Below are 18,406 nucleotides of genomic sequence, written 5' to 3'. Positions count from 1 at the left end.
GAACCACCCTGGGCGCGCTGCGCGACGCCCGCCGCGCCTGGCGCACCGAACAGGTCCGCGTCCACGCCGGGCTGCCCGAGCACGACCCGGACACCACCCTCGTCGTCGGCCACTGGACCTACCTCGGCACCGGCTACAGCCCCGGCGGCGCACTCCTCGCCGCCGCCGTCTGGCACCGCAGAGAACTCACACGGCAGTTCGCGGCCGAAGGGGGCTGCGGATGACCACGGCCTCCGAACGGGCGCCGGAGAAACTGCTGACGGTGCCGCAGGTCATGGCCCGCCTCCAGCTCGGCCGCTACGCCGTCTACGACCTGCTTCGCACCCGGCAGCTCGCCTCGATCACCCTCGGCCGCGCCCGCCGCATCCCCTCCCACTCCCTCACCGACTTCATCTGCGCCCGCCTCGAACAGGAAGCTGCCTGATGGCCACGCCCCGCGACACCCCAGCATCCCGCCGAACCCGCGCCAACGGCGACGGAACCGTCTACCAGCGCAAGGACCGCCGCTGGGAAGCCGCCGGATACGTCCTCGCCCCCGGCAACACCCGCCGCCGCGTCCGCGTCTACGGCACCACCCGCAAGGAAGCCCTCGCCAAACTCACCGAGAAGATCGCCACCAGCAATCGTGGCCTGCCCGTGCCCTCCGCACAGGGCAGCGTCGGCGCGTACCTGACGTACTGGCTCGATGCCGTTGCCGTCCACCAGCTCCGCGAGAACACCCACACCCGCTACACCGCCTGCGTCGACCGGTACCTTGTCCCCGGCCTGGGCAAGAAGAAGCTCGCCAAGCTCTCCGCCAAGGACGTCCGCACCTGGCTCAACCAGCTCCGCACCACCTGCCAGTGCTGCGCGCGAGGCATCGATGCGGGGCGTGACGAGCCCCGTTGCTGCGCCGTCGGTTCGTGCTGCCACAAGCTGCTCTCTCCGCTGACGCTGACCTACATCCACTCTGTGCTCAAGTCCGCCCTGGAGCACGCCGTGCGCGAGGAAGAAATCCCGCGCAACGTCGCCCGAAACGCCCGCACCGGCACACCCCGCCCCCGCCGCTTCGAACCCCTCACCGCCGACGAAGCCCGCCAGTTCCTCACAGCCGCGCGCGGACACCGGCTCCATGCCCTGTTCGAACTGGCGCTCCACACCGGACTCCGCAAAGGCGAACTCCTCGGCCTCCGCTGGGAAGACCTCGACTTCGACCGGGCGCGGCTGCCGTCCGCCGCACCTTGCAGCGCACCAGCACGGGCGGACTCACCACATTGCCCACCAAGACCCGGGCCTCCGAGCGCCGCATCGCCCTTCCCGCCCGCTGCCTCCAGTCACTCAAGCACCACCACGAGGAGCAACAGCGTGAACGGCACATGGCAGGCGCCGAGTGGCAGCACAACGGGTACGTGTTCACCACTCCCCAGGGCAGGCCGATCGACCCGACCAACCTCACCCGCACCTTCACCACGCTCCTCCGCAAGGCCGGCCTTCGACGCATCCGCTTCCACGACCTCCGGCACTCGACCGCCACCCTGCTCCTGGAACAGGGCGTCGACCTCGTCGTCATCAAGGAACTCCTCGGACACGCCCACATCGGCGTCACCGCCGGCGTCTACGCCCACGTCCGGCTCCGCCTGCAACGCCAAGCCATCGACACGCTGAGCAACGCGCTCAGGGACGGTCACCCCCCGTCGACTGCTTGATGCGACAACCACGAGCGCGCTGGAGCCCCCGACACCTCGGTCGGGGGCTCCTTCATCCGCTGGCGTTGCCGTCACCACTGCCGTCAAAGCAGCCCCTGCGGCATCACGGATTCTTCAACTACGGCCGGTCGAATGTCTCAACCTTAGTGCGGTATTTCAGCTCGCCATGGACATCGGCGAAGATCTCCAAAATGAAGTCTGGAAGGGCATCCGCAGATGGATTTCCATCACCTCCACGACTACCAGGCTCCGCTTGCCAATCCACCAGATGGACGACCGCGGCATACCTACCGCTGTCGAGTGGGATCTCTACCTTATCCGCACCAGCGTAACTTCCTACGGCTTCAAGCCCGCCGAGTTCCAATGCTCCATCTGAGACGAGGAGATAGGGCTCGGAAGAGACGAGGAGATAAGTCCGCTCGCGTTCACTCAGATTTCCTGGAGCTTCCACGCCGCGCATGGCGACCTGGAATGCCCCATTGCCTCCGATGTTGATCGGCACGAAGGCACCGGCTGCGATCTGGCGTTCGAGGGCAGAGTCTTCCGCTACCTCATCCTCCCACTGATCCAGATCGCTGACGTGGTCGAATGCGCTCGCGCGCCAGACGCCAAACAGGCCAGCACTGGTCACCACGGCGTGAGAGACGTCCAAGTCACGCAACTGCATGGCTCTGCCCCACCTAACATGTTCTGACTGTGATCGAGATGCTGCACACCAGGGCGCCTGGTTGCAGCCCTTACTTCTTCAGTTGTGCCGATATTTGGGACCCGAGACTTCGGTTCACCGAACTATCGAGTGGCCACATATTGCTGACATCATCAAGTCCGCCGAGTTGCAGGTCGATCTTATGGTCGATGTCAGTTCTAGGAACTGTCTGATTTCCAGCTCGACGCCAGACATCGGCAGCGCTTCCCGAACGCTGAACCTTTGTCACAATGAGCTGCGGAGCCGCATTCAGAGCAGCGACCTTTTCGTCAGCCGCCGCAATCTGCTCCGGCGACCAGTCGGGCTTGTAGGTCAGCTCAAGTTTCGCCCCATTGCAATTGTGGACCAGGACCGGCGTAGCCCCCGCCAGCACATAGTACGTGTGCTCGCCGGGCGGCCGTCACCTGCATTTTCGCTGGTCAGCGAATTCCGGCCTGTCCGTAGGTGTACGTGGAAGTGCCGTGCTGTGCGCCCCTGTTGCCGTCGGCGTTGCCGTCAGACGGCTGCGCGCGTGAGGGCGGTGGAGTGGGCTTTGGCCGGTGTCCTGCCCGGGTTGGGGTCGGGCATGGTCAGGGGGCCGTACGCTGGCCCGGCAACTCGGGCAGGTCGTGATCCTGCCCGGAATTTGAACGAGTGGCCCCCTGGCCTTGCCCGACGCGGGCCCCGGCCCGGGGAGGTGGGTAAAGCCCACGGAACCGACCGGCCCCACCTCCGGGCCTACGCCCCGACCAACTCCCCGCCGTCGCCTCGCCGTCGGCCTGGCGTTCGCTGTTCGGGCGCGTCCGGCTCTCCCTGCGCTTCCGGTCGTCCGCTGTGCTGTCTCTGCGCGGCCTGGTCGCTGGCCGGCCCGCGGTGGCGGAGCCGAGAGCGGGCCGGGTGGGCGACCGCGCCGCGCGCGACCCGCATCAGCGGGTCGCCTTGAAGACGTAGAGAAAGTTTGGACGCATCCCGCTTCGACGGTACGCCGTGGCTGTCGGTTGAGCGTTCGGCTGGGCTGCTGGCCTGGTGCGATGGCCTGCGGGTTGTGGGTCCTGTTCCGGCTGGCGGTGGTGGTTCTACTCGGCTCGGGTGACCTCGGCATGGTCGGTGAAGACGCGCCTGAACAGGTCGTGGCCGGTGCGTCCGGTGTGGCGGAGTGCCCAGTCCTGTGCGGCTTCCTGCTCGGGGTGGGGTCCGGATTCGGCTCCGCAGCCGCCGGTGACGCAGAACGCCTCGTAGGTGATGCCCCCTTCGGGCGCGTGGCGGATGGTGTGAACGACGTGCCGGTAGATAGCGCGGGTGCTCACTGGTGCCCCTCCGGGTGGCGTCGCATGTAGACGTTGCAGTCGGTCACGGTGGTCATGTCGCCGACCACGCGGGCCCGGTCGCGTACGCTGGCCAGCTCGGCACAGCCCGCGCAGCCTGCAACGGGAGTCGGCTCCAGTTCCAGGCGCAAGGGGAGTTCGACCGGCGGGGTGGAGTATCTGGTCGGCTCCGTCATGCACATCGCCACCTCTCGAACGTCACATGGTCGACCTCTTGACAGGTTGGTGCTCTAGTTCAGTATTCGAGTGGCCGAAGCGCTCCCGCTACGGTTCGTAGTGCACTAGTGTGCCTCCACTGACAACACGTCAACTCAACGGAGGGGCAAGCCTTATGCCCAGTCCCAAGACGTTCACGAAGATCGCGGATCACTTCCGGGAGCGCATCCTGTCGGGAGAGCTTGAGCCGGGCGCCAAGCTGCCGACGAATCGGGAGATCGCCGGGCAGTGGCAGGCCGCGGCGGCTACTGTCTCCCGAGCTTTGCAGGCCCTTCAGGTGGAGAACTTCATCCGCACCACCCCCCGGGGCACCTACGTCGCCGATGACCCGCGCTGGACCTTGTCGGCGCGGGACCGGCTGGCCAGAGTCCAGCGGGTGAAGTCGTTCCTGGCGGAGGGCGAAACGAGCCGGGTGACAGCCGCCGAACTGATCATTCCGCCACTGTACGTGGCGGAGATCTTCGACCTGGAAGCCGGGGATCAGGTGGTGCGGCGCGAGTGGCTGGCCGGACGGGGCAAGACCCGGACCGTGTTCGCCGTGACCTGGTACCCGGCCCCGTTCGCCGCCCTCGTGCCGGACCTGCTGAACACCGCCCCGGGCCGCAATCACGGACTGTCCGCCCGGGTTCTGGAAGCCACCGGGCGCACGATCACCCACGCCCGCGACGACATGCACGCCCGTCCCGCCGATGCCCGAGAGGCGAGCGCGCTGGGGCTGCCGGTCGGCTCCCCGATCCTGGCCGGCGCCCACCGCTGGTCGGACGCGGAGGGGATCATCGAGTACGGGGAATGGTGCCTGCCGCCTCGATTCACCATCGGCTACGAGTACCAGCCCTGACCGATCCACGCGAAGCGTCCCCGAAAGCCAGCCTGCGGCCTTCGGGGACGCCGTCGTTCACGTACCCGCCTCAGTTGGTGTCGCGGCCTTCGAGGCGTTCGACACGCTCCTCCAGCTCCTCGATCCGCTCCAGGGCTCGTTCCAGCTTGTAGGCGAGATCCGCCACTCCGGCCACCGCCGGGAACTCGTTCCGCGGGGCAGCCGACGCTTCGTCCGGCTTGTCCACCGGCTGCACCGCTACCGGTACCTCAGTGCCGAACTCGCCCCCCACGACGACATACGCCATCGAGCCGTTGCGCTGGTGGGCCTTCTTCATCCTGCCCTCCAGGGCGAGGAAGGTCAGGGCCTGGTCTGCGGATTCCGGGTCGCCGCCGATCGTGTCGACCACCTCGTCCACGGTGACCGTGGCGCCCCTGGCCAGTGATCCGTCCCTGATCTTGCGGACCAGGCGGCCGTGGATGAGCTGGGTGGCGAAGCCGTGGTCGTCCCAGTCGCGTACGTAGACCTCGTCGCCAGGCAGCTCGCCGGGGAAGCGCAGGAGGAAGTTGCCGGCCAGCAGGGCGATGGCGTTGGTGACCACGTTGAGCGGCACCGCGTAGTGCTCCGCCAGGACCTCGCGCGCAGGCAACCTGGCACCGGGGGCCAGAGAGCCGGAGTAGATCTGCTGCTGGAGATCGCCGGCGACCTTCTCGAAGGCGTCCTCGAAGTCGGCCGAGCGCGTGACGAAAGTGCCGCGCCCTTGGCGGGCGATGACCCAGCCTTCGTTCCTGAGCAGCCGGATCGCCTTCTGCACGGTCAGGCTCGATGCCTTGTAGGTCTGCATGAGCTGGCTCTGGGTCGGCAGGAGCTGGCCGGGCCGCAGTTCGCCGTCCCGGATCTGCTGCCGGAGGTCGTCCGCGATGCGTTCGAACGTCAAGCGTGCTTCGTCAGCAGCAGCCATGTCCATCCCTGGTCCCAGTCCGATTCCACCCACCCCGGGCCGCTCGCTGCCTGTCGCGTTTCACCAGTTCAGCGGCCCCAGGGGTCAGGGTAGCCGCCGTATGGATGGACCACCCCACGAACGAATGGAACGCAATAGGGATGGACTTTGGATGGAATGAATGTAGGGTTGCGGCACGCGATCACCCACACGGGTGACTTGCACCCCTTCTACCTGGAGGTTTGCCGTGAAGACCATGCCCATCGACCAGTCCCAGGCCATGCTGATCCTGGCTTCCGAGTCCCGGCCGCACTTCAAGGACCGCGACGGCCAGCAGCCCGCGATCGACCGGGCTACCGGCGCCCACCTGCACCTGGTGGACGTGATGTTCGCCTTCAACGGCCGCGCCGAAGTGATCACCGTGAAAGTCCCGGAGCCGGGTCTCGGCAAGGGCCTGAAGGTCGGCCTGCCGGTCGTCTTCACCGGACTTGTCGCGTCGGCCTGGGAAAACGAGATCAACGGCAAGGACCGGCACGGCATCTCCCTGCGCGCCGACGCCGTCACCGCCAAGGCAGGCGCCTGATGACCGGCAATCGCCTTGGGCTCGCGCTTCTCGCCGTCGCTGTGCTGGTCGCGCTTGGGCTGCTGGGCTGGGCCGGGTACTGCTTCGCCCGCTGGTACCGGGCCGATGCCGAGACCCGGGTCAGTCTGCGGCAGGCGCGGCGGATGCGGTGGGGCTGGAAGCGGCTCGCCCCGATGCTGGGCCTGTCGGTCAAGGACGCCACCCCCACCGTGCTCCAGCAGTACGGCCCGCAGGACCAACCGACCAAGCCGCGTGTGCTGGTGCCGCGCCTGCATACCCGCGCCGACGCCTTCGGCGTCACCGTCACCGCCGATGCCCTGCCGCAGGTCGGGCTCAGCGCCTGGCAGGACGCCGGCGAGGGCCTGTGCGACGCGTGGGGGATGCGGCGCATCCGGATCAGCCAGCCCAAGCCCGGAGTGATCGTCGCGCGCGGCTTCCGCCGTGAGCCGCTGGAGGCGGTGATCCGCTCACCACTGCTCGGCCCGGACGGCTCCCCCGTCTGCCGGCCGGGGCAGTTCGTCTCCACCGATGATGTGCTGCTCGGCTGGGACGAGGACGGCACCCCCATCGTGCTCAACCTCGCCTACTCCGCCCACGCCCTCGTCGCCGGCCTCACCCGCTCCGGAAAATCGATCACCGTCAACACCCTGCTCGCCTACGCCTCGCTCATGCGGGACGTGCGTCTGATCGTGATCGACCCCAACCTCGGTGCGGTCGCGCCCTGGTGGCGTACCGCCTACAAGGTCTCCGACGCCATCCACCCCGACGAGCCGACCGAGATCCTGCGCTGGGTGCGCGAGGAGATGCAGCGCCGGGAGCGGCTGTTCTGGTCCGGCCGTACCGACCGCATCACCGACTTCAGTCGCGAGCTGCCGCTTCTGTTGGTGGTGATCGACGAGGTGGCGAACTACACCCGCCACCCCGACCGCAAGGCCCGCGAACGCTTCGAGGCCGAATTGCTGGCCATCGCCAGCCAGGGCGCCAAGTTCGGTATCCGGCTGTGGCTGCTCACTCAGAAGCCCTCCGCCGACGTGCTCACCACCGCCGTACGAACCAACCTGTCCGCCCGGATCTGCCACCGCGTCGACACCGTCGAGGACTTCCTGCACCTCTTCCCCGACGGCCGGGAACTGGACATCACCGCCGCCGACCGCACCATGCCCCAGGGCGTGTCCATCGCCTCCGTCGGCGACATGTGCACCCCCGTCCGCCTGCGCTCGGTCTACCTGCCCACCGAAGCCTGCTGGCAGATCAACGACCTCATGTGCGCCGAAGGGCTAAAGGTCCGCGAGCTGCCCGCCTCTATCGACCTGGACAAGGTCGCGTGACTGCCGCCTCTTGGTTCCGCTTCGCAGTGATCCCCGGCAAGGGCGTGTAGTCGCCAAACCCTCGCCCCTGCCGGGGCCTCCCTCCCATCCATCCACGGCACACGCGTGTGCCGCAGTGCAGAGAGGTCCCGCCAGCATGCCACCGCACGACCGCACCACCACAATCCCCCGCCCCGAACCGGCCACGGCCGCGCTGCCCACGTTCACCGGGTACCGCGACCTGCTCGGCCTGGTACGGCAACTGTCCTCGCTCGGCGGCTGCTCCCAGCCGATCCGGCTCGAAGGCCAGCGCACCGAGATCGACGCCTTCACCGGCGAGATCCTGCGCGAACTGAAGTCCAAGGAACTTCCCGCCGGACACCTCCTGGTCCGCTGCGGCAACCGCCGCACCACTCGCTGCCCCTCCTGCGCCGAGCTCTACCGCCAGGACACCTACCAGCTCATCGCCGCCGGCCTGCGCGGCGGCAAGAACATCCCCGACCAGGTCGCCACCCACCCCCGCGTCTTCGCCACCCTCACCGCGCCCTCGTACGGCCCCGTCCACAGGCGGCGCATCAACGGCTCCGCCCGCTGCCGCTGCGGACGCACCCACACCAACGGCGACCCGCTCCTCGGCACCCCACTCGACCCGGAGCGCTACGACTACACCGGCGCCGTGCTGTGGAACGCCCATGCCCCGGCCCTGTGGGCGCGCTTCATGCTCCACCTGCGTCGCACCATCGCCGCCGCAGCCGGTCTCCCGCAGCGCCTGCTGCACAAGGCCGTCCGCGTCTCGTACGCCAAGGTCGCCGAGTACCAGCAGCGCGGACTGATCCACTTCCACGCCGTGATCCGCCTCGACGGCCCCGCAGGCCCCTACACCCCGCCGCCCGCCTGGGCCACCCCCGAACTCCTCGCCGATGCCATCCAGACCGCGGCCACCCACACCCACATCGACGGACCCACGCTCAAGAATCGCGCCCACTCCTTCGCCTTCGGCGAACAAATCGACACTAGGATCATCCGGTCCACGGCCTTCCAGGGCAGGACCACGATCACCGAGGGCAAGGTCGCCGGGTACGTCGCCAAGTACGCCACCAAGGGCACCGAAGCCGCAACCGGCACCCTCGACCACCGGCTGAAGAGGATCACCGACCTCTGGTGCGAGTCCGTACCCGAGCACGCCGCCCGCATGATCCGCACCGCCTGGACCCTCGGCGCCCGCGACGACCTCAAGCACCTGAACCTGCGCAAGTGGGCCCACATGCTCGGCTTCCGCGGCCACTTCTCCACCAAGACCCGCGCCTACTCCAGCACCCTCGGCGCCCTCCGGGCCGCCCGAGCCGCCTGGCACCGCCGCCACACCCCTATACCCTCCTCGACCACCCTCGTCATCGCCCACTGGGCCTACGACGGCACCGGCCTCACCCCCGACCTCGAACGCCTCGCCACCCTCATCGGCAGCGGCCCAACGCGCGAACAGGCGGTGGCAGCCGATGCGTGACGACGAACTCCTCACCGTCCCCGAGGCGATGGCCCGCCTCAAGATCGGCCGCTCCGCCCTCTACGACCTCCTGCGCACCCGTCGCCTGGCCTCGCTGACCATCGGCCGTGCCCGCCGTATCCCCGCCCACGCCCTCGCTGACTACGTTCAGCGCCACCTGGAAGAGGCCGCCTAATGATCGCCCCCAAGCGCAAGAAGGCCCGCGCCAACGGCGAAGGCACCATCTACCAGCGCAAGGACGGCCGCTGGGAAGCCGCCGGCTATGTCCTCGCCGCCGACGGCAGCCGCAAACGTGTCCGGGTCTACGGCAGCACGCGGAGGGAAGCCGCCGACAAGATCGCCGAGAAGATCGCGAACAGCAACCGCGGGCTGCCCGTCGCCACCGCAGACAGCACCGTCGGCGACTACCTCACGTACTGGCTCGGCAGCGTCGCCGTCCACCGACTTCGCGAGAACACCCACACCCGCTACGCCGCCTGTGTCCGCCTCCACCTCGTCCCCGGCCTCGGCGCCAAGAAGATCGCACGTCTCACCGCCAAGGACGTCCGCACCTTCCTCGACCGGCTCCGCACCACCTGCCAGTGCTGCACCCAGGGCCTGGACACCGAACGGAAGGAGTGCTGCGCCATCGGCGAATGCTGCCAGAAGCAGCTGTCCCCTTCGACCGTGACCTACGTGCACTCGGTCCTCAAGTCCGCCCTCGAACACGCCGTCCGCGAAGACGAGCTGCCGCGCAACGTCGCCCGGAACGTCAAAGCCGCCGCACCCCGGCCCAGGCGCTTCCAGCCCCTCACCGCAGCCGAGGCTCGCCAGTTCCTCGACGCAGCCCGCGCCGACCGGCTCCACGCGCTGTACGAACTCGCGCTGCGCACCGGGCTCCGCAAGGGCGAACTCCTCGGCCTCCACTGGGAAGACCTCGACCTCACCACCGGAACGGCCAGCATCCGGCACTCACTCCAGCGCACCCGCACCGGCGGCCTCACGCACCTGCCCACCAAGACCCGCGCGTCCGAACGCCGAATCGCCCTCCCCACCGAATGCCTCCACTCCCTCAAGAAGCAACAGGAACGGCAGGACAAGGAGCGAGAGACAGCAGGGTCTGCCTGGCGGGACAGCAGCCTCGTCTTCACCACGCCAACTGGACGGCCCCTCGACCCGGCCAACCTCACCCGCCGCTTCCGCAGCTTCCTCAACCGGGCCGGACTCCGCCGCATCCGCTTCCACGACCTCCGCCACTCGACCGCCACCCTGCTCCTGGAACAAGGTGTCGACCTCGTCGTGATCAAGGAACTCCTCGGGCACGCTCACATCGGCGTCACCGCCGGCGTCTACGCCCATGTCCGACTCCGGCTCCAACGCCAAGCCATCAACGCCCTGGGGGATGCACTACAGGGGAAGCGCCTCGACCATCCGCCCCACACAGCAACAGATGACTGATCCACTCTACGAACGTCGGTGCCCCCCACGAGACCTCGTGGGGGGCACCGACGTCCGGCCCTGTTGCCGTCAGCGTTGCCGTCACACGCCGATGCAGGTCCTTTCTACGCGTCTCCGCCTGCATCAGAAATCGGCAGGTTGAAGAACTGATATACGGCTACTCTCTGGGCTTCCACAGAAGTCACCTGCGATGGTTCAGCCGCAGCAAAGATGTCGACAATCTCTTTCTCTTCGGCAGATCGGGAGAGGACTGCGGCAAAGCGGCCATTATCCATCTGCTGTTGCATTCCGGAGGGAAAGACGTCCGGTCGCGCCCCTTGGCAGCAAAGCAGAAGATCTTCCTTCTCCAAGTCGATTCGAGCACTCAGGAGACACTTGAACAGATTCGACTCAGTGAAGGGCTGCCAGTCTCGACCTGAGAACTTCATTCTCAAGCCCGCCCCTTCGCTATCAAGGATCTCGAATGAGACTGGAACGACTGAGGATCCTCGCCCTACAGCCAGCAGTTCAAGCGATTCCATGCCTCACTCCCGATAGTTCGGATTTGGGATCCACTCTCCTGTTGTTTCATGCCAGCACCCACGTATGTGACACGAATCAATGGTACGCGGAACAGCTATCTCTGCCTCGTTTGCGTGAACATTTCCGGGGATCCTCTTGTTCACGTCAATCCCTCCAGATGCACCTCTGGAGTCGATTACGTAAGTGTGGCCCTTCCGGCTCAACGCGTGAGACTTCGAGGTGGTCGTCGACACGAATCCAGAGTCGGGGGTATAGACCCCGGAGACACCCGCTACGTGCTCTTCTAGATTCATATTGTCTCCCTTGGGCGCGAATCCTCCATCGAAGATTTCGCTGGGATCCCGGGTATCGCTGCGATACACGTCCCCACAGTTGTGAACGAGTACCGGTGTCGCCCCCGCCAGCACATAGTACGTGTGGAGGGTGCCGACGGTGAGGTCGTAGGTCGTCTTGTGCTGGTGGAAGTTGTGGGCTGCGGTGACGGTGACGTTGGTGCCGTCGGGGCGGCGGAGTTGGGTGCCGGGGGTGAGGTTGTGGGCGTCGGTCCAGCGGTGGCGGGTGGTGTCCCAGAAGGGGTGGTGCCAAGTGGTGGTGAGGGTGTGGCGCTGCTGTTTGCCGGTGTGGGGCGGTCCGCGGACCGGGGTGGTGTCCAGGGTGAGGGTGGTGAAGTCGTGGTCGGTGTGGGTGACGATGACCTTCTGGACTTTTTCCGGTGCGGTGACGCCGGTTTGCGGGTCCGTGGCGAGAACGGTGTCGCCGGTCTTGATGTGGCTGATGGGTTTGGATGAGCCGTCGGCCAGGCGGACTCCTGTACTGGCGGTGAAGCTGTGTACGGCGCAGCTGGCGGCTTCGGTGCCGGCGCTTTCGGTCTTCTCCAGTTCCAGGTAGGCGCGTTCGGCGTCCAGGGCGTCGTCGGCTATTTTCGCGGCTTCTTCGGCGTCCTTGACTGCGGTGTAGGCGCGGTCGAGTGCGCGCCAGACTTTGAAGGCTTCGATGCCGACCTTGATGGCTTTGAAGATCTTACCCCAGGGGACGGCGGTCAGGGCGGTGTTGATGCAGCCCATGACGTCGCCCTTGGTGAAGCAGTTGTAGGCGTCGGTGACGCCGATGACGTCCGCGACCAGGCTGAGCAGTTGGTGTTTGAATCCCGACGCTTGTTTTTTCGCGGCGGCGACCGCGGCGTTGGCTGTGGCCTTCTGGCGTGCGAGTGCGCGTTCTTCCGCCCGGGCGTGGGAGGCGGTGTTGCTGACGTCGGCCTTGTAGTGCCTGCCGTAGGCCTTGGTGTTGTTCGGGGTGCTGCCCGAGCCCGGGTGGTCGTGCAGTGCGGGTGAGTGGGGATCGGTGTCGGTGGGAGTGCGGTTGAGGCAGTAGGGGCAGTTGCGGGTCGGGCAGTCGACGAACGGGCAGGCGCCGGAGGGGTCGGAGGTGGTGACGGGGGTGTCGTCGGCGTAGTCGTAGGCGTTCCAGGACTGCGGGGAGCCGGGGGCGAGGATTGGGTCGGGGCTGAGGAACCGGCCGATGGTGGGGTCGTATTCGCGGGCGCCGAGGTTGGTCAGGCCGGTGTTGTCGTCCTGGGTGCCGCCGACGTATCCGCGTTGGCCTGCGGTCCAGGTGCCGGTCTGGTCGCGTTGCTCGCCGAAGGGTTTGTACTGGCGGCGGGTGGTTTTCTGGGTCTGGGCGTCGACGGCGAGGGTGCTGGTGCCCTGGTGGTCGGGGACCAGGTAGGTGAAGTGGCCGTCGGAGGAGTGGGTGGCGACCGTTTGGCCGGCGATGGAGATGTAGCGCAGGCCGTCGCAGGTGGTGGCGTCTTTCTTGAGGGTGATTTCCTCGTCGCCGGTGTAGAGGGTGGTGGTGTCCGGGCTGTGGCGGATCAGCAGGTTGCCGTCGGCGGCGTAGAGGTACTTGGTGTTGCCGGCGCTGCCGGTGGAGGCCAGTTCGGCGAGGTGGTCTTCGTCGTCGTAGGTGAGGGTGTCGGTGCCGGCGCGGGTGGTGCGGGTGGTGACGTTGCCGTCGTTGTCGTAGGTGTAGGTGTTGGTGGTGTTGGAGGTGGGGTCGGCTGGGGTGACCTTGTCGACCTGGGAGACTGCGTGGGCCGGGTGGCTGGTGCCGGGGGTGGAGAAGGGGGTGTAGGTGGCGGTGGTGTCGTGGGAGGTGTCGCCGGAAGGGTCGTGGTCGACCTGGCCCTGGCGGGCGCCGGTGGCGTCATAGGTCCAGCTCTGCCAGTACGGGGAGGGTCCACCCACGGTGGCTGAGGCGCCGGGTGTGGGGGTGGTGGCGCAGTTGTCGGTGGCCGTCCACGCTGTTTTCAGACGCTGTGCCCAGTCGTAGGCGAAGCACTGGGTGTCGCTCTGACCGGTCTCCAGCTTGTCGGCGATCTTGGTGACGTTGCCGGAGGGCTGGTAGGCGTAGGTGGTCTTGTCGGCGATCGCGGCGCCGGACTGGGTGACGAGGGTGTCACCGGTGAGCCGGTGGGTCTGGTCGTCGTAGCTGAGGGTCTGCTGGGCGAAGTTGCCGGAGGTGCCGTAGGTGACCTGCTGGGGTGCGTCGAACTCGGTGTAGGTCAGGCCGCTGACGTAGGCCCAGCCGTTGGTGTCGCCGCCGACGCCGATGGGCCGGTCGTAGGCGTCGTAGGTGTAGGAGACCGTCTCCTTCGGGAGCTTGACGCTGGACGGGTCCTGGTCGGTGTAGGACTGCAGGGTGCCGGTGTGGTTGTAGCGGTTCTGGTGGAGGTAGGTGCCGGCCAGGGCTCCCTCGGCCGAGGGGACGACGAGTTCGGTGGCCTGGATCCATCCGTGGCTGTCGTAGCGAAGGATCTTGCTGGTGTAGGCGCTGCCCGAGGTGCCGCCCACGTAGCGGGTCGAAGAGGTGGGCTTGCCCTTCTTCAGGGTGTCGTAGGTCCAGGTGGCGAGTTCGTTGCCCGGCGCGGGGTCGACGCCGCCGGTGGTGTCGTACTCGGCCTTCTTGCGGCCCAGCTCGTCGTAGCTGTAGCTGATGGTCTTGCCGCGGTTGTCGGTGGTGGACTGCAGCTGGCCGGCGTTGTCGTAGGCGGAGGTGGAGGTGCCGGTGTCGGGGTCGGTCTGGGAGGTGCGGCGGCCCAGCAGGTCGTAGTGGCTGGTCCAGGTGTGTCCGTGGCCGTCGTCCTGGCCGGTCTGGTGGCCGGCGGCGTCGTAGGAGTAGGTGACGGTGTCAGCGGCCCCGGCGGGAGTGCTGCCGTGGTAGCGCAGCAGTTTGACGGTCTGGCCGCGGGCGTCGGTGTAGGTGGTGGTGGGTGTGGCGCCGTTGGGAGGGGTGAGGTCGACGCGGTCGGAACCGGGGTAGGCGGTGGTGGTGCGCCAGGTCTCGGTGGCGAAGTGGTAGGCGATGGAGGCGGTGACGCGGCCCGCGCCGTCGTACGCCGTGCCGGTCTGGGACGGGGTCTGGTCGTCGGCCGCGTCCACCAGCGTGCTGGAGGGGGCACCGCTGTTGTAGTAGGGGCTGGAACTGCTCACCGCCCAGCCGTGGCTGTCGTAGACGGTGTCGGTGATGACCCGGCCGCCGTCCACCGTCGCCGTCTGCGTCTCCCGTGGGCGCAGCATGGCGTCGTAGAGGGAGATGGAGGTGCGGTAGGTGTTGTTGTCGAGCAGGGTCTGGGTGGTGACCGTCGACGGGGCCTTCGGGTCGAGGTCGTAGCTGTATTTCGTGTTGGGGTTGTTGCTGGTGGCGAAGCCCGGGTTCCAGACGGCGGTGAGGCGGCCCAGCGGGTCGTAGGTGCTGGTGGTGGAGTAGCCGGCGGCGTCGGTGGTCTTCAGGTCCAGGCCGCGGCCCGGGTCAAGGACGGTGGTGGTGCTGAATCCGGCGGACTGGCCGGTGACCTTGGGCCGGGTGACCTTGATGGAGGTCGGTGTGGCGCCGGTGGCGGGGGTGTAGGCCGTCGTGGTGGTGCGGCCGTCGGCATCTGTTTCGGTGAGTTCGCGGCCGTAGGAATCGTAGGTGTTCTTCAGCGCGGTGATGTAGTGCGCGGTGCCGTCGCCGGTGACGGAGTCGGCCTTCTGCACCATGGTGACGTCGCCCTTGGTGGGCGGCGCGGTGTTGTCGGTGGAGTTGTCGAAGAAGGTCAGGTCGTCACTGATCAGGTCGCCTGGATAGGACGGGGTGGTGGAGCAGGAGACGGCGACCTGCTGGACCCGGCGCGGGACGGGCAGGGTGTTGCCCGAGGCGTCCTTGGCGTACCAGGTGCGGGTGCACTTGTCGTCCGCCGCGGTCGAGGTGTCGCCGCGGTCGTCGACTGACGTGGGCAGGCCAGTTGCGTCGTCGATGGTGTAGTCGGTCTCGGTGGTGCGCTGGGTGCCGTCGGCTTTGGTGGTGATGGCGCGGGTGCGCTTGATGTTGGTGCGGTGGGCGACGAGCGCGTCCAGGCCCTGTGTGGTCCGGGACTGGGTGGCGGTGGCCGGGGAGCTCCAGGGGTCGGTGATCTCGTCCGACAGCAGGGCGCCGCCGGCTCCGTTGAAGCCTTCGGTCTCGAAGGCCTGGCCCGCGAGCCAGTCCGAGTCCTTCTGGGGGTCGTCGCCGGCGTGGTCGTTCAGGGTGACGCTGCGGGTGCCGGAGGACGACTTGTCGCCGTCCATGCCGCGGAAGTAGGTCTGCCGCTGCAGCGTGATCTTCCCCGGGGAGGTGCCGGTACGTGTCTCCACCGTGCCGTAACCGCGCCATTGGTTCCAGGTCCGGTACTTGGTCTGGGTGAGCGGGTCGTCGTTGAAGTGCCAGGCCGGATCGCCGAGGTAGGTGTAGGACGTTTGGACGGGCAGGCCGCCCGCGGTGGGGTCCTGGGTGGTGACGGAGTTGACGACGAACTTGTTGAACCAGTCCAGTTGCGGGGAGGACTGGCCCGGTGGGGTCCAGTACGACGGATAGCAGCGGTAGGTGTTGTCGTCCTGGCTGGCGGGCAGCACCGTGGTGCCCTGGCGGTGGCACTGGGGGCTGGAGTAGTTGACGGTGATCGTTTCGCCGGACTCGGTGGTGATGGTGGTCAGGCGGTATCGGGTGATCGGCTGGTAGCCGTCCAGGCCGTCGACCCGGTTGGCGAGAGCCTGTCCGGCGAATTTCACCGGGGGCATGGCGAGGCTGCCGCCGTCCTTGCCGGTGTGGGTGATGGACGACAGCCACAGCGCGGGGGTGGTGGTGTCCCCGGTGGAGGGGAAGGTGTGGGTCAGGGACCAGGCGTCGACGTCCTGGTAGGCGGTGCCGACCAGGGTCTGGGTGCGTATGCCGGTCAGACGCTTGGTGGTGAAGAACGCCGGCCCGTGGTTGTCGCAGGTGCCCGTCGAGGAGCAGGTCTGGTCGACGGGGACGTCGGGCCAGTGCGAGGCGTTGGCCGTCGTCATCTTCGCAGCGGCGCAGTCGAAGTTGGCATCGGGCAGGCAGCGTTCAGAGGTGTCGAAGAAGACCTGCGCGGCGGCGGGCGAGGTGGTGTCGTAGACCTTCCCCGCCAACTGCCCGTACTGGATCTTGGCGAGGTAGCCGCCGCGGGTGTACGGGGTGGCGGTCGTGGCGTTGTCACGGCCGTAGTAGCCCGTCTCGGGCGTGTACCAGTAGCTGATGGCGTTGCCGTGGGCGTCGACGACGTAGTCGAGGTTCCACCGGTAGCCCTGCTGGCACCAGGAGGTGGCGAAGGTCGAAGCGTGGCACGGTTCGCCGGTGTCGTTGCCGTAGACCGGGGCGGTGAACACGGAGTTGGTGGTGGCGTCGCCGGAGGCCCAGCCGGGCAGGCGGTTGCGGCCGAAGTAGTAGTGGGTGCCGTCGGCGGTGGTGACGACGAAGTACTCGTGGTCGTTGTCACCGTTGACCGTGTCGGTCTTGATCTCGATCTTCTCGCCGTTGTCGCCCTGCGGGTGCCAGGTGTCCGTCTTGTCGTCGTGGACGAGGGTGTTGGACGAGCCGTTGAGCGAGAGGGTGAGGGTCTGGGCGGCATCCGACCAGCACTCGTCGGCGGTCTTCGGGGTGCCGTTCGCCGTGTCGTCGGAGCAGGACGGATAGGAGCGTTCGACGAATCCGGGTGAATAGTCCCAGCCGTCGCCGATCCAGGAGGACTGGGCGTTGGTTGATGAGGTACGTCCGTCCACGCTCTGCGAGCTGTAGCTCAGGCCGACGCTGGGGACCAGGCTGCCGGGGACGTCGGGCACCGTGATGGGGTACGAGTAGGAGAAGCCGCCGCCGGAGCCGCCGCCGGACCATTGACCGGACGGGGACAGCGAGGTGGCCGCGTAAGAACCGCCGCCGCCGGCGGTGCCGGCCACCGCCGCCAGCACCATCGACGGTGCGGTGGCGGACTTGCGGACCCCGCTTTCGGAGCGCGTGGTGGGCAGTGCCACGTCGGCTGAAACCGTCTGGGACTTGGTGTTGTTGGCGGAGGCCAAGGGGCTTTGGGTACGGCAGGCGGGCTTGTTGGGAGTGGTCAGCGCGCAGGTCGGCAGCCGCACCAGGTGAAGGCGTGTGGACCAGTCTCCGCCGTAGGCGTTCTTGAACGCCGAGTAGTCCAGGTTGAGGTGAGTGCTGCCACCGCGGGTCTTGGGGGCAGGCTGAACGGCGAGAACCACGCCGCGCAGTCCGAGCTTCTGTGCGGCCTTCTGGCCCAGCATGCGCACGTGCAGCTTCGTGCCCGGCCGTGCGCGGTGTCCCTTCTTGGCAGCCGTCAGGGTCACCGGCAGGTGGCCTGCGTGCAGGGCGGAGGCACCGCGGGCCGGCACCGCCACATTGGCACTGCCGGCAGCGGGCCAGGTTCTGCGTGCCTTGCCCGGGCTCCAGCGGGCCATCCGCGGCCCGGCATGGCCCTTGCCCTTGACGGGCGTCACCGGAACGGAGTGTTCCTTCTTCGCCTTGACGAGGTAATTGGGCCGGTGGTCTGCGGCGAGTGCGGCCTGAGCATTGACCAGCCCGGCCAGAAGCCCGAGTGCGGTGATGAAGGCGATCCAGAACCCGGGGACCCTCCGCACCCGCATCGCTCTTCCGTAAATCCGCCACAGCGAATTCCGACGCACCTCTGACCCCCCAATTCAGCGTGACTACCGAAGGGATATTCGATCAGCGTGAAGCCAGATTTCACAGGGCCCCCACAGTATGGATTACGCATAGAGATCACCATGAGCAACACCTGGAACAGTCAATAAATGCCATACCTGGCTTGAATACACCCATGAGATCACCCGCCAGTCCAAGGAATCCCCCAACACATCAGATCACCGACAAGTTGCGCATACCACACATGCGTTACGCGACGAAGCAGACAGATTTTCAGCCACCGGTTGTCCGTGTGACGCAATCGCGGATAGCCTCCTCGCGCCTATCGGCTCTTTTCTCATCGGACGCACCATGGGGGACAGATGTCCGGCGTTTTCCGCCCACGCCACGCG

Annotated in this window: 13 protein-coding genes and 1 pseudogene; 8 read left to right on the top strand and 6 right to left on the bottom strand. The window is 67.4% G+C overall.

Going from position 1 to position 18,406, the window contains the following annotated elements; genetic code table 11:
• Positions 1-220: 220 nt before the first annotated feature.
• Positions 221-424, top strand: a complete 204-nt coding sequence (locus LK06_RS32265; protein WP_043409943.1) for a helix-turn-helix domain-containing protein — start codon at positions 221-223, stop codon at positions 422-424.
• Positions 424-1,685 (top strand): annotated as a pseudogene (locus tag LK06_RS32260) (tyrosine-type recombinase/integrase). The gene LK06_RS32265 and the pseudogene LK06_RS32260 overlap by 1 nt, the downstream one beginning before the upstream one ends.
• A 118-nt stretch (positions 1,686-1,803) precedes the next feature.
• On the opposite strand, the gene LK06_RS33590 reads toward LK06_RS32260, so the two are convergent.
• From LK06_RS33590 to LK06_RS32240, 3 genes are all read right to left on the bottom strand, one after another.
• On the bottom strand, positions 1,804-2,352 hold the full coding sequence (locus LK06_RS33590) for a hypothetical protein (protein WP_159025363.1): 549 nt from the start codon (positions 2,350-2,352) through the stop codon (positions 1,804-1,806).
• Between the two features lie 1,094 nt (positions 2,353-3,446).
• On the bottom strand, positions 3,447-3,677 hold the full coding sequence (locus tag LK06_RS32245) for a DUF7848 domain-containing protein (RefSeq protein ID WP_043409948.1): 231 nt from the start codon (positions 3,675-3,677) through the stop codon (positions 3,447-3,449).
• The gene (locus tag LK06_RS32240) at positions 3,674-3,871 is read right to left on the bottom strand and encodes a hypothetical protein (protein ID WP_043409949.1); all 198 of its coding nucleotides are present in this window, start codon (positions 3,869-3,871) and stop codon (positions 3,674-3,676) included. Before LK06_RS32240 ends, LK06_RS32245 begins: the two co-directional genes overlap by 4 nt.
• A gap of 155 nt (positions 3,872-4,026) precedes the next feature.
• Here LK06_RS32240 and LK06_RS32235 point away from each other — a divergent pair, with 155 nt between their 5' ends.
• On the top strand, positions 4,027-4,749 hold the full coding sequence (locus LK06_RS32235; protein WP_043409952.1) for a GntR family transcriptional regulator: 723 nt from the start codon (positions 4,027-4,029) through the stop codon (positions 4,747-4,749).
• A 70-nt stretch (positions 4,750-4,819) separates the two neighbouring features.
• Here the strand turns inward: LK06_RS32235 and LK06_RS32230 are convergent, their stop codons facing one another.
• Positions 4,820-5,665, bottom strand: coding sequence for a GntR family transcriptional regulator (locus LK06_RS32230; protein WP_053049866.1), 846 nt, complete (start codon positions 5,663-5,665; stop codon positions 4,820-4,822).
• 259 nt (positions 5,666-5,924) lie between these two features.
• Here LK06_RS32230 and LK06_RS32225 point away from each other — a divergent pair, with 259 nt between their 5' ends.
• The 5 genes from LK06_RS32225 (at position 5,925) to LK06_RS32205 (ending at position 10,499) form a co-directional block, all read left to right on the top strand.
• Positions 5,925-6,251, top strand: a complete 327-nt coding sequence (locus LK06_RS32225; protein WP_234367647.1) for an SCO3933 family regulatory protein — start codon at positions 5,925-5,927, stop codon at positions 6,249-6,251.
• Positions 6,251-7,579 carry an FtsK/SpoIIIE domain-containing protein gene (locus LK06_RS32220; RefSeq protein WP_052319039.1) on the top strand — a complete coding sequence of 443 codons (1,329 nt, stop codon included), beginning with the start codon at positions 6,251-6,253 and terminating at the stop codon, positions 7,577-7,579. Before LK06_RS32225 ends, LK06_RS32220 begins: the two co-directional genes overlap by 1 nt.
• Positions 7,580-7,715: 136 nt before the next feature.
• Entirely contained in the window at positions 7,716-9,062 is a 1,347-nt protein-coding gene (locus LK06_RS32215; protein ID WP_043435184.1) for a replication initiator, read from the top strand.
• Entirely contained in the window at positions 9,055-9,237 is a 183-nt protein-coding gene (locus LK06_RS32210) for a helix-turn-helix domain-containing protein (protein WP_043409963.1), read from the top strand. Before LK06_RS32215 ends, LK06_RS32210 begins: the two co-directional genes overlap by 8 nt.
• Complete coding sequence (locus LK06_RS32205) at positions 9,237-10,499, top strand: tyrosine-type recombinase/integrase (RefSeq protein ID WP_043409968.1); 1,263 nt, start codon at positions 9,237-9,239, stop codon at positions 10,497-10,499. The genes LK06_RS32210 and LK06_RS32205 overlap by 1 nt, the downstream gene beginning before the upstream one ends.
• A 104-nt stretch (positions 10,500-10,603) precedes the next feature.
• Here LK06_RS32205 and LK06_RS33585 read toward each other — a convergent pair whose 3' ends face one another.
• A complete protein-coding gene (locus LK06_RS33585) occupies positions 10,604-11,020 on the bottom strand; it encodes a hypothetical protein (RefSeq protein ID WP_159025362.1) in 417 nt (138 codons plus the stop codon).
• A gap of 3 nt (positions 11,021-11,023) precedes the next feature.
• Positions 11,024-17,995 carry an RHS repeat-associated core domain-containing protein gene (locus tag LK06_RS34990; protein WP_159025361.1) on the bottom strand — a complete coding sequence of 2,324 codons (6,972 nt, stop codon included), beginning with the start codon at positions 17,993-17,995 and terminating at the stop codon, positions 11,024-11,026.
• Positions 17,996-18,406 lie beyond the last annotated feature (411 nt).

The sequence above is a fragment of the Streptomyces pluripotens genome (genome assembly GCF_000802245.2).
In the GTDB taxonomy this organism is placed as follows: domain Bacteria; phylum Actinomycetota; class Actinomycetes; order Streptomycetales; family Streptomycetaceae; genus Streptomyces; species Streptomyces pluripotens.
Note: the sequence above shows the minus strand (reverse complement) of the source record. Positions and strands in the feature narration are given on the sequence as shown.

Excerpts from the sequence above, each read along its gene's own strand:
- LK06_RS32265 (WP_043409943.1), top strand. The coding sequence starts at position 221 with ATGACCACGGCCTCCGAACGGGCGCCGGAGAAACTGCTGACGGTGCCG.
- LK06_RS32225 (WP_234367647.1), top strand. The coding sequence starts at position 5,925 with ATGCCCATCGACCAGTCCCAGGCCATGCTGATCCTGGCTTCCGAGTCC.
- LK06_RS32210 (WP_043409963.1), top strand. The coding sequence starts at position 9,055 with ATGCGTGACGACGAACTCCTCACCGTCCCCGAGGCGATGGCCCGCCTC.
- LK06_RS33590 (WP_159025363.1), bottom strand. The coding sequence starts at position 2,352 with ATGCAGTTGCGTGACTTGGACGTCTCTCACGCCGTGGTGACCAGTGCT.
- LK06_RS32220 (WP_052319039.1), top strand. The coding sequence starts at position 6,251 with ATGACCGGCAATCGCCTTGGGCTCGCGCTTCTCGCCGTCGCTGTGCTG.
- LK06_RS32240 (WP_043409949.1), bottom strand. The coding sequence starts at position 3,871 with ATGACGGAGCCGACCAGATACTCCACCCCGCCGGTCGAACTCCCCTTG.
- LK06_RS32205 (WP_043409968.1), top strand. The coding sequence starts at position 9,237 with ATGATCGCCCCCAAGCGCAAGAAGGCCCGCGCCAACGGCGAAGGCACC.
- LK06_RS32215 (WP_043435184.1), top strand. The coding sequence starts at position 7,716 with ATGCCACCGCACGACCGCACCACCACAATCCCCCGCCCCGAACCGGCC.
- LK06_RS33585 (WP_159025362.1), bottom strand. The coding sequence starts at position 11,020 with ATGGAATCGCTTGAACTGCTGGCTGTAGGGCGAGGATCCTCAGTCGTT.
- LK06_RS34990 (WP_159025361.1), bottom strand. The coding sequence starts at position 17,995 with ATGCGGGTGCGGAGGGTCCCCGGGTTCTGGATCGCCTTCATCACCGCA.
- LK06_RS32235 (WP_043409952.1), top strand. The coding sequence starts at position 4,027 with ATGCCCAGTCCCAAGACGTTCACGAAGATCGCGGATCACTTCCGGGAG.